Source organism: Serratia sp. (in: enterobacteria) (assembly GCF_046715635.1).
In the GTDB taxonomy this organism is placed as follows: Bacteria; Pseudomonadota; Gammaproteobacteria; order Enterobacterales; family Enterobacteriaceae; genus Chania.
Map to the genome: position 1 here is coordinate 1 of NZ_JBKJYW010000055.1, position 10540 is coordinate 10540.

The following is a 10540-nucleotide window of genomic DNA, read 5'->3' on the forward strand; positions in this document are numbered from 1 at the left end:
AAGGAATGAGCGTTTCTGACGTGGCTGATTTACTGCATCGAAGTGTCAAAACCATCAGCGCACATAAGTGCAATAGCATGCGCAAGTTGGGGGTTCGCAATGATTCTGAACTGTTCCAGCATTTACGCAGTCAGGTCACAGACACGCCCTACAGCACGACGAATCTTCCCTGGTATGTCACGACATGATGAGCCTGAAACGGTACAGCGTGGCGATAGTATCACCGTGCCGTTTCTTTCAGGCTGGGATCTGGGCGCTGCTCACCACCCACTTGCTATCGCGGGTCTGGCAGTGCCAGAAAGTCGCGGAGGCACAATGGTATCTGGAAGCCCAGCCGGTGGATATGCTGGTTATCTCCTTGCACATCGGGCAGCAGGCGGACTTATTGTTAGCCTTGCGCTTTATTCAGCAGGTGCGTATCTCTTTCCCCGGCGTCACGCTGATGGTTATTCTGGATGTTCCTATTCCGTATCTGGTGACTCGATTGCGCCGTCTGGGGGTGAGACATATCCTGGATCTGGGGCAACCTTTGGTCTCATGGCATGCGCAGTTGAGTCAAATCCTGTTGGGGGAGGATAGCCGGGTGGGCTGCGCTTTGCCGGGGTGCGATGAGGAAACGTTATCTATGGCAGAGCGGCAGGTGGTCGAGTACCTGATGCAGGGAATGACCCTTACCGAAATCGCCGCGCTGACGATGCGTAGCATCAAAACAATCTCCACACACAAGGGCACTGCAATGCACAAGTTGGGGATGCGTCATTATGCCCAACTGATCGCGGTACAAAGCGTCTTTATCGACAGTTGGCTGCCCCATGACGGAGTACAGATGGTCGGGGAACTGACTCCAAGCCTATGGTACTATTGCTGAATTTATCAACCCGAAAGGGGGATGACCGGTTTAGACCCTATTATCACAGTAGACGATCCTCATGAAGTACCAATGGTAAAGAGAAGGAGGGTGTTTGATAGTTACGGTAGTGTCTCCGACGTAAGCAAGGATTTTGCGTAATAAAGCTAGGGAACCGTTAGGGAGTTATAGGCTCACTCCAATCATAATACTGACTTTCCAAACGGAATTCATTCATCAAATTTTTAGCGGCCAGGGTTAAAGGGCGCTCGGATGAGTAGATTAAGCTAAAGTTAGCCTCGGGCAGTGTTTCTTTTACCGGGATAATACAAAAGTCATGCATTAAGGGGTTATTGTGAACCATATCACCGGTTGCAATGGTTAAATAATCGGCATTGATCATCATTTGCATCGCAGCAACACCCGTGCCGCGCATGATGGGTCTGTTTTTCTGGTAACTGTATTTAAACAATAGCTGCTCTAACTGATCGTGGCATCCCAATTTTGTGATGGGTAAAAACCAGTCAGCCTCTTGTAACTCGACCAATGAAGTACAATTAGCCAATGGATGTCCTTTACGAGCATAGATAAAGTAGTGAGTATTAATTAAAAGCTCTTGGGTTAATCCGCTTAAATAATCTAAAGGAGCATTAGCACATATGATAAAGTCCAACTTGCCGCTCCGCACTCTGGGCACTAATTCGGCTACTTGTCCCTCAAAACTTGTCACGCATGATTTTTTATTTTTTGATTTGAACCGCTTTATTGCACCAGGGAAAATGGTCAAAATAGGTAATAATGATAGTCCAATGGTCACTGGGCCTGATGTAGAAAGATTATAATGTTGAATTTCATCCAAAGCACGGTCTAATTCATTTAATATCAACTCAATGCGAGAATTAAATAACCGCCCCACATCGGTAAGGACAACGCCGGCGTTTCCTCTTGTCATCAGGGAAATACCTAATGTTTGCTCCAACTCCTGCAGGCTGCGTGTCACTCCTGGCTGTGACTGGCCGAGTGCCTTGGCTGCAGTGCGAATACTGCCATGCGTAAGAACGGCTTGAAACGTTTGGAGTTGTTGTAGCTTAGGTAGGTATCTCATATTACCTCTTTTTATATGTCGCAATTTTTATTTAAACGAAAGTAAAAAAATTTATGTAAATACCATGCTTCAGGAGGATGTGTAAATAGGAATATCCTCACTTAATTATGTTTAATATTCCAGAAGTTTATCGCTGACATTATGGTTTCACTGCTAATGATTGCATTGTGATGTTTATTTTAAAGTGTAAGTTTGCGTCATGGTTTTAAATTTATTTTTCTATGATATTTGACAAGAATACGTTGATTGTAGCTTTTCTATTGTAGTCTTTTATCATCAACGGTTGTAATGAGCTGATACCTAACTTAAACATTGCTGACCGTTTATGACTGCTTACGGTCTTAGGGCTGATACGCATGTCGTAGGCGATATCGGTCGTTTTTTGCTCATTCAGCAACCTCTGCAATACCGTCATTTCACGTGGTGAGAGAGAAGGTATTGTGGAATGTCGCAGCGGGGAACGGCATGTGAAAGGCTGGAAAATATTGAGTAGTTGAAATTCCAGTGCCTCCACCGAACTTGAGATATCCAATATGGCCCAAACATTCTTGAATTCGCAAATATAGCGTCCCATAACGCCTAAAGACGCCATGTCATTAATGAGTATGGTCTTTACCCTTGGGTTTGCCAGATAATAATCACCGAGCAGGTGCAGGGTGGTTGACGGGTTGTTCACCATGCTACTCAGAGTCATTATTAAGATGTCTGGCGCAGGCCCCGTATTTAACAGCTTTATACACTGGCTAAGCCTGTCCAAACTGGCAATGACTTCGTGTTCAACCAAACAATGCATGTTTTGCAAAACTGCCTCAATTCCCCTGCGGGTAAAATGGCATGGACATTGAATGATTATTTTTTTATTAAGCATAGTACCTCCTGGAGATTTAAGCATCTATCCGTGTGACTTACATCAGTTATGCCTTTGGGGTAATAATAAAGTCTAACGTGTCAGAGTGAAGGCCTTCCTTGGTCGACGCATTTTTGAATAGGTTTATTTTTGGCGTCCAACACATCTCACTGCGGTCAGCCGAGTAATTGTTCGTCTGTCCTAAAGTGATATAACTTGTGGTGCCTGTTGCCGGGAAATTAAAGTTGTTGGCGGTATTACCGTCATTACTCGATAACTGCAAATTATAAAGTAATTGGCTGCTATCTGGTCCCAGTAGAGTAAACAGGTTACGCCCCCCTTGTGAACTGGCGCTATTGGCGACGGCCAACGCATATTGCTTGTTGGTGACTCCCGCCGTGACGTATCGCACGCACAGATTGTTGTTGTTAATATCGTTAATCGTTGCTGGGTAGCCAGTGCCTGCAGAGGTGACATCTGGTATGTCAGCCAGGTCGGTGGTTTGCAGCATCCACTCTGCCGAATTCATGGTAAATTCGGGGTCGACAGGATTTATCTCCGATATCGGGGGAACGACAGCGGGCGGCATACTACTGCCACTCTCTACACAGGTACTGGTTGTGATAGTAGGGATAAACCAGTAATGACTTGCCGATGCATTACCACCACCCTCGGCAGTTGTCGAGATTAAGACTGCTGGGAAGGCATTATTCGCCGCTGTTAGTGAGACGATAAAGCTCACGGCACCACCAGACGTAATGACCGCAGGTTTAGAAGCATTGCTTGAACCGACAGTAATAGAATTAAGGCTCGGGCTATTGCTGGTTATTGCCAGCCCGGCAGCAAGATTCAAACTTGATACTGGCGGCGGTACTACAAATCGGTTACCGCTACGGCTTATTTCACCGTTTGTTGCCGTTGGCACATAAATAGCAAAATTATTTTTAGTGTTCTCAGCGACGCTTTCGCCACTTGTGCGTGCAGTAGGCTGAATAGTAAAGCTGACTTTCCATTCATTGTTATTCCCCGTTTTGTTAATAGAGCAATTGGTTGGGGTCAGCCGGTAAAAAGTACCAGCAATTGTGGGTTGAGTACTGCAACACAGCAGGAGCACCCCTGAAAAAACGAACCATGGAAAACGTCTGTTCATCATAATTCCTTGATAAAATAAATCTGATTCAAAATACCGTCATCACTGGGGATAAACGTTATATATTGACTTCAAACAGCAACATCAGTTCACCCACATAGTCGCCAGTGATATCACCCCGAGCTCCTGCAGGCTGATGGGCTGATACCGACAGTAGATAATTCCCTACCGAGGTATCTCCCAGGGGGATCGGGTTGCTGAAATCTATCGGCGTAGCACTTAATGTCTGCAGCGTAGTGGTACTACTGCCAAACTCAACCAGCGCGGTGCTGAACGTCAGCGAGGGGTTGGTGCTGTGGGTCAGGATCAGCGGGTTAACCAGCGTGACGCTGAAATTGCGCTCATTACGGATGCTGACCTTCACCGGCACTTGAGCTTGATAAAGGGTGACATCTCTACCGCTGCTGTTGTCCAGCGCCAGTGTGTCATACCAGCCACCCTCCGGTTTTTCTACCGTAATTTGTGGCAGGTTGGTCAGGTTGATGGTGATCGGCACCCCACCCAATGGTATGCCAGCTGCATTTGCCGCAATCCCTGGCAGCAACAACGCCGCCGCTATCATCTGTTGCCATAGCTTCATGGTGCTCATTCCTTTTTATGCGCCACACTGCAGGGTAAAGGTTTTGTCCTGCGCCTTGCCGCGTAATGTTTTGCCAGCCATATGACGCGGCGTGCCAGGGTAGACGTTAAAGCTGTCCACGGCCTTGCCATCCTGCGTCAGTTCACTGAATTCAATCCGCACGTTGCCGGTCGCTGCCAACTCTATTCCTTCCGATCCGCAGCGGTGCTGCCAGGCGGCGGTAGGGTTGGCGGGCAATTGGCGCACCAGGCCCATATACCCCAGATTGACCACCATCACATTTCCACGGGTGCCGCTGATGCTGAACTTCTGCTGCGGAATAACCGAGAGCCGATACACCTTTTCTTGCTCAGGCTGTTTCAACGCCTTCAGATGCACCTGCTTTTCCTGACGTGGGCCCAGCGACAGCTTGAACGGCGCGGCATACAGGTAAGGCGTTTTGATGATACCCAAGGGTATTCGCTGTTCCTGTTCTGGCGGTACGCCGGGGTTAACCAGTTCGAACAGGCCAATTTCGACAAACTCGGATTTATCGCCGGTATTGATCACGTTCACTACAGCCTCTTCGCCTTTCATTTCGACGATTTTCGGTCTGATATCAATCAGCGCCTGTGCCATTCCCCAGGGGAGCGCACAGAGCACCATCGCCGCAGCGGCCTTACGGGCAGCGCAGATCAAAGGGTTTGCCATCGGCTTGGCCTTTCAGGGCTTTCACTGGGAATACGCGCGGTAACCCCGGGAAGATTTTTTGTTCACCAGGCATGCTGCCCGCCGGAACCGCCTGCAAACCGCTAAACAGCGTATGCATGTTGCCAGTGGAGGTCAGTTGTAGCCCGTTGGCCTGGCATTGGTGAGCCCAGCCGTGGGTTTGCGAGCCGGAGGAGGGTAAGTGGCTCACCAGCACCCCATAGGCTATGCCAAAGGTGATCGGCGCCTTGATTTTCTCTTGGCTATTCTCACCCACCACCTTGATGCTGTTGATTGGCACAATGTATAAGCGATAGACGGTCTCTTTCGCTGGTGTCTTCAGCACCACCAGCTTGATGTCGCGCTTTTGGCCCGGGCCTAAGGTCAACTTGGCCGGGTTAGCCATCATTTCCGGCACGGTGAGATCGCCAATCGGCGTTTTACGCTCTGGTTTTTCACCGGGGTTTTCAATACGCACCATATCGATTTTCAGATAAAGGGGTTTATCCCCAAGGTTGCTGACCTGTACGATACGATTTTGAGTGCCTTCAACGGTGCTGCGTGCTGGCATCACCATAAGTTGGCCATCGGCCAGCGTTAACCCACTCATAGCCAGCAGGGCACTTGCCAGGGTGATGCGCAAAGGGCTGATTATCGATTTCATTTTTCCACTCTATTCCATGCGTTAACCGCCAGCCTTTACAGGTGCTGGCAGAGGTAACGGTTGTTTTTCTGGCGTTGACTCAGATCGCATTGATAACGCCCCTGTTTGCCATTGACGGTGACCACCTGTAGCATCATCGACGTCGCTACAGAGAACAGACCGTTCGGGTAGACGGTATCGCCGGTTTCTTGCAGCGTGCCGCTTACCGGTAACCCGTGGCTGTCCATCATGAAACCGTTATACAGCAGGCTCATTTCGACCTCCGCCATCACCGGGTACACTTGCCCTGGATGGGCGCGAAGGACGTTGGCTGGCAGGCGAATGTTCATATCCGAATTGGCATCCACCGACTGCGCGCGGGCGAAGGACACGTCCTGATAACTGGCCAGTGGCACCGCATAAGTGCTGCCACCGGCAACCGGAGAACCTTCGACCTTGAAACCGTACTTCACATCGCCTAACGCAGGCGTAGTCACCAGCATTGCGGCACCGCTCGGGCTGGTACGCCCCAAGGCAATACCGTCGCGGCTTGCCGCCAGCATGCCGTTGTAGTTAAAGCTGGTGTTGGTGATGCGATCGTCTACACCGATGCGGCCGGATACGTCACCACGAGAGCCGCTGCGGCGGGCGTTGACGCCAATGGCGTTGGTACGGCCGATTTCACTGAAGTCCAATCCGGCGTAGGTTGTGCCGTTGGCGTCTTCAAACTCACGGCTATAGCTGCCGCCAGTGTGCAATTTACCGCCGTTATAAGCGGCATTAAACGTACCGGTGTTACGGTCCAACATGATGGTGGTATTCAGAAACAGCCCGTAGTTGTTGCTGCTGTCAAACCCGCCCTTCTGTAAACCAGCAGAAATCACCGCCCAGACTCCATTACCGCGCACGTTCCAGGTACTTTGTAACTGGTGGCGTTCGCTGCGCGCGAAACGGCTGTAGTTATAGGCCATACGCGTTGCCCCGAACTGCCGGCTGTATGACAGCGTGGTGCTGTCATTGCCCCGATAGAAATCGGATACCGTGGTGTTCTGGTACTGCGAGGCACTCAGAGAGCCTAATAGTGGGTTGCCAACGCTTAGGCTGGCATAACCACCGACGCTCTTCTCGCCCGCCATGACGCCTGCGGTAGGGGTGATATCCACATCGCCAACCTGCATGGGGCGGGTGATATTGTGTTCCATCGCCCATTTTTTACCCGTCCCTTTGAGCAGCGCACTACTCATGGCAAACCAGTTGTTGCTGAAGTTGGCCCCGGCGCTCGCCAGGTTTTCCTGGGTATCCAGTTCCTTACCCAAGGTCACGAACCAGCCAGTACCCACTCCATAGTTGAGGTTGGCAATCTGTTGATTTTCGCGGCTAACCACTTGACCACTACGGTTGACCAGACGGATTTCCAGGTTGTAGAAGCCGCCCGGCAACTGGTTGTAGTCAATCTCGTTGCGGCCAATCGTGGCAGGGAGGCGGCGGATCAGGCGCCCGTCGCGGTAGAACTCGTAGTCACCATCGCTGGTGGCGAACAACACCATCTTGCCAGCCGACTGGTTATCACGTTTGAGGTTATCCTGGCTGCCGAGGGTGACAAACTGGTCAAAGCTCGGGCTGATCGTGGTGCTGACGCTGCCGGCCGCAAAATCCCGGCTGTCCTGGCGGCCACTGCGCAGGTAAGTGCTGGAGAAGTTTTTCTGCAGATACCAGGTACTGACACCCTGATCGTTAGTCTGGGTATCGTAGCTTTTGCTCTCGTTATAATACCAATTCAGGTAGCCATAGCTCTGGAATGGCATGCCAAGATAGGCTTGACCAGCCGCCGCAACCGAGTGGTAGTTGTTGGACGCGGTGCGCACATCCAGCGATTGGTTATGGATAAATCCCATCATGGTCTGTGGTTGCACGTAACGCTGCTTGCCATCGGTGATGGCGAGCGACTGCTTGACCTTGTCCAGCGAAACGGTCTGACCACTGATGGTATAGTCGCATCCATTGGGGCAGACGGCGTAGGGGATTTGCGTCAACACTTTGTTCAGCAGATCTATCTGCTCGGTTGGGATACCGTTGTGGCGGAACAGTGTTTCATCAAAAGTCAGGCGGTTCTTCTGCGCGGACCAACTGATCGCACCTGGTAAGGGCTTGCCATCCAGCGTGGCGAGAAACTGCATGGATTTGTCCTGTTCGGCCTCGGAAAAACCCGCGGGAACCTGGTATTCAATTTGGGCATTATCTGCATAGGTTGCTGCCGATGGTGCCAACAGCAATAATCCGGTTGCCCATCCTGGGATAGCTTTGGCCATGGAGAGTCCGTTCCATAAGTAGATTAAAGAGTGCCACGAATAATTGCTTAACCAAAATGCCCGGTTAAATTAAGCAATCCGTTATTGAGTGGATTTTTATGCTTTTATAACAAGGTAACGGATGCCAAGCCGTAATCACCATGGTGAAACAATAAGAGTGATAACGATTGAATAATAGGGTTAAAGATTTAACCCTATTTTAACTTCTATATTATTGGCTTGAGTCTCATCCCATTAATGGACAACTATCAGGCCAAATAGAGTCAGCTTTCCAAAGATTGGATCTTATGGCATTGGTTCGAACAGCATCACCAGATCGCCCTGGTAGTCACCGTTGGTGCTGGTACCAGTAACAGGGGTAGTTGGTGCATTAGCAGTGATCTTCAGGGTGTAGGTATTATCAAAACCACCACCTGTTGCTGGCGTGGACTGAGTGAGTTCTGTAGCAGTTGCAGTGCTCAATTCCAGGCCGCCCAGAGTCACTTTTACGCCGGATAACTGAGTGCTATCTCCACGGACCACGGTCAAAGGTTGCTTCATGGTCACATCAACTTTGTCAGTGGTGCTGTAAATACGAACTGGCAGATCGTTAGAAGCAAAGGTAGTCTGGTAGCGATCGCTGGCGAACAGTTCTTCTGTGTCGTACCAGGTGCTGCCATCTGGCTTGGAAACGAAAATCGCATCGTTAATGGTGGCAACGATAGAGATTTTTTTGTCGATGCCAGGAGCAGCGTGAGCCAGGGTGGATGACAGAATGGCAGCAGCGACTACAGACAGAAGGATCTTTTTCATGTTTTTCCCTTATTAAATGATTTGACGTCCTTATCGTTAAGAAACGTCTCCTGCGTTTATTACTGAGCTTTATACAAATAACCCTTGAAAAAGGTTATTTGGAATGAGTTCAATCCATGATCAAAATATTCAGTAAACATCAAAAAGAGATAAGATAAAGATTAGATTGATGACTAAGATATATCTTCTTTATCAATGGTCGGCACTATAGGATCATTCTGTCATTTGGGGAAGATAATATTTATTTATAGGCGATGCGGATTAGTTATACTTCCGTTTTTGTCTCGAACAGTTCGGTAGGTTACGACAGCAGGTGATAGGCTCAGTGGGCCATATATTGGTATTTGGGCGAAGCATGCCATGCGGCATCCCTACGTAGTGAGTCCGCCGTTTTGCCGATGATTTTCCTGGTTCAACAACGCCCCAGGAAGAGGCGCTGCCAATAACAGAATTCAGTTAAAACGCATCGACAGATCGAGTGCGGTAACGTGCTTGGTCAGCGCCCCGACAGAGATATAATCCACCCCGGTTTCGGCAAACTCGCGTAGGGTCTGATCGGTGACGTTACCGGAGACTTCCAACTGGGTGCGTCCCTGGGCCAGGGCAACGGCATCACGCATCATCTCGACGCTGAAATTATCCAGCATCACAATATCGGCACCGGCATCCAGCGCCTGTTGCAGTTCATCCAACGATTCGACCTCCACTTCTACCGGCACGTCGGCGTGCAGCCAGAAGGCTTTCTCTACCGCGTTTTTGATCGAGCCAGAAGCAATGATGTGGTTTTCCTTGATCAGGAAAGCATCCGAGAGACCGAGACGGTGATTGCTGCCACCACCGCACAGCACGGCATATTTTAGCGCGGTGCGCAGGCCGGGCAGTGTCTTACGGGTATCCAGCAGCCGGGTTTGCGTGCCTTGCAGCAGTTCGACATAGCGGTTTACCGCCGAGGCCACACCAGACAGCGTCTGCACAAAGTTTAGCGCGGTACGTTCACCCGTCAGCAGGATGCGCGCCGAGCCACTCAGGTGGCATAGCGGCTGGTTAGGCACCAGTTTATCGCCATCCTCCACCAACCACTCGATCCTCACCTGTCCACCCAGTTGGATAAACACCTCTTCCAGCCAGCGGCGGCCACAGAAGACGCCGGGTTCACGGGTGATCACCGTGGCTTTGGCCTGCTTATCTACGGGTAACAGCTGCGCAGTGATATCGCGCTCGGCATCCACGGTCCCCCCCAGATCTTCGCTCAGGGCCTGGGCGACGGTGGTAGGGATATCATTGGCAATACGTTCGAGAAGCGCGGTACGGCGGCTGTCGGCACTGTAGCGACGGGTCGGCATGGCAAACTCCGGAAATGGACGATAGGTCGGTGGATCCACATGCTACTCTGTTTTATAGCCCCGTGCCAGCCGCTAGTTTTACATAATATCAATAGGTTAGTTATGCTGTAATACCCCTCACCCTAACCCTCTCCCACAGGGAGAGCAGCTGTGTTTAAAGTCAACGGGTGATGATTAATTTGTCACCCATTTTTTATTATCCCGTAGCATCGCATTCAGGATGGTTAGCAGCTTTCT

The 10540-nt window shown here is 50.2% G+C and carries 11 protein-coding genes; 2 read left to right on the top strand and 9 right to left on the bottom strand.

What is annotated here, in order from left to right; translation table 11 throughout:
- Together ACLQ7H_RS02720 and ACLQ7H_RS02725 are read left to right on the top strand one after the other, a co-directional pair.
- A partial coding sequence (locus ACLQ7H_RS02720) for a helix-turn-helix domain-containing protein (protein WP_411751345.1) occupies positions 1–188 on the top strand: 188 nt, incomplete at its 5' end.
- Positions 185–868, top strand: coding sequence for a helix-turn-helix transcriptional regulator (locus tag ACLQ7H_RS02725; protein WP_411751346.1), 684 nt, complete (start codon positions 185–187; stop codon positions 866–868). The genes ACLQ7H_RS02720 and ACLQ7H_RS02725, both read left to right, overlap by 4 nt.
- Before the next feature lie 157 nt (positions 869–1025).
- Here the strand turns inward: ACLQ7H_RS02725 and ACLQ7H_RS02730 are convergent, their stop codons facing one another.
- From ACLQ7H_RS02730 to nadC, 9 genes are all read right to left on the bottom strand, one after another.
- Entirely contained in the window at positions 1026–1952 is a 927-nt protein-coding gene (locus ACLQ7H_RS02730; RefSeq protein ID WP_411751347.1) for a LysR substrate-binding domain-containing protein, read from the bottom strand.
- Between the two features lie 211 nt (positions 1953–2163).
- Positions 2164–2820: a helix-turn-helix transcriptional regulator gene (locus ACLQ7H_RS02735; protein WP_411751348.1), complete on the bottom strand. Its 657-nt coding sequence runs from the start codon at positions 2818–2820 to the stop codon at positions 2164–2166.
- A 46-nt stretch (positions 2821–2866) separates the two neighbouring features.
- Positions 2867–3952 (bottom strand): hypothetical protein, encoded by a 1086-nt coding sequence (locus ACLQ7H_RS02740; RefSeq protein ID WP_411751349.1) that lies wholly within the window; start codon positions 3950–3952, stop codon positions 2867–2869.
- A gap of 55 nt (positions 3953–4007) precedes the next feature.
- Positions 4008–4529: a fimbrial protein gene (locus tag ACLQ7H_RS02745; RefSeq protein ID WP_411751350.1), complete on the bottom strand. Its 522-nt coding sequence runs from the start codon at positions 4527–4529 to the stop codon at positions 4008–4010.
- A 15-nt stretch (positions 4530–4544) separates the two neighbouring features.
- Positions 4545–5219, bottom strand: a complete 675-nt coding sequence (locus ACLQ7H_RS02750; protein WP_411751351.1) for a hypothetical protein — start codon at positions 5217–5219, stop codon at positions 4545–4547.
- Positions 5188–5880 (bottom strand): pilus assembly protein, encoded by a 693-nt coding sequence (locus ACLQ7H_RS02755; RefSeq protein WP_411751352.1) that lies wholly within the window; start codon positions 5878–5880, stop codon positions 5188–5190. Before ACLQ7H_RS02755 ends, ACLQ7H_RS02750 begins: the two co-directional genes overlap by 32 nt.
- 35 nt (positions 5881–5915) lie before the next feature.
- Complete coding sequence (locus ACLQ7H_RS02760) at positions 5916–8168, bottom strand: TcfC E-set like domain-containing protein (protein WP_411751353.1); 2253 nt, start codon at positions 8166–8168, stop codon at positions 5916–5918.
- A 285-nt stretch (positions 8169–8453) separates the two neighbouring features.
- Complete coding sequence (locus tag ACLQ7H_RS02765) at positions 8454–8960, bottom strand: CS1 type fimbrial major subunit (protein WP_411751354.1); 507 nt, start codon at positions 8958–8960, stop codon at positions 8454–8456.
- Positions 8961–9412: 452 nt separating this feature from the next.
- Positions 9413–10303: a carboxylating nicotinate-nucleotide diphosphorylase gene (gene nadC / locus ACLQ7H_RS02770; RefSeq protein WP_411751355.1), complete on the bottom strand. Its 891-nt coding sequence runs from the start codon at positions 10301–10303 to the stop codon at positions 9413–9415.
- Positions 10304–10540: the final 237 nt, after the last annotated feature.

Coding starts and splice junctions, on each gene's coding strand:
- ACLQ7H_RS02725 (WP_411751346.1), top strand. CDS start 185: ATGATGAGCCTGAAACGGTACAGCGTGGCGATAGTATCACCGTGCCGT.
- ACLQ7H_RS02730 (WP_411751347.1), bottom strand. CDS start 1,952: ATGAGATACCTACCTAAGCTACAACAACTCCAAACGTTTCAAGCCGTT.
- ACLQ7H_RS02735 (WP_411751348.1), bottom strand. CDS start 2,820: ATGCTTAATAAAAAAATAATCATTCAATGTCCATGCCATTTTACCCGC.
- ACLQ7H_RS02740 (WP_411751349.1), bottom strand. CDS start 3,952: ATGATGAACAGACGTTTTCCATGGTTCGTTTTTTCAGGGGTGCTCCTG.
- ACLQ7H_RS02745 (WP_411751350.1), bottom strand. CDS start 4,529: ATGAAGCTATGGCAACAGATGATAGCGGCGGCGTTGTTGCTGCCAGGG.
- ACLQ7H_RS02750 (WP_411751351.1), bottom strand. CDS start 5,219: ATGGCAAACCCTTTGATCTGCGCTGCCCGTAAGGCCGCTGCGGCGATG.
- ACLQ7H_RS02755 (WP_411751352.1), bottom strand. CDS start 5,880: ATGAAATCGATAATCAGCCCTTTGCGCATCACCCTGGCAAGTGCCCTG.
- ACLQ7H_RS02760 (WP_411751353.1), bottom strand. CDS start 8,168: ATGGCCAAAGCTATCCCAGGATGGGCAACCGGATTATTGCTGTTGGCA.
- ACLQ7H_RS02765 (WP_411751354.1), bottom strand. CDS start 8,960: ATGAAAAAGATCCTTCTGTCTGTAGTCGCTGCTGCCATTCTGTCATCC.
- nadC (WP_411751355.1), bottom strand. CDS start 10,303: ATGCCGACCCGTCGCTACAGTGCCGACAGCCGCCGTACCGCGCTTCTC.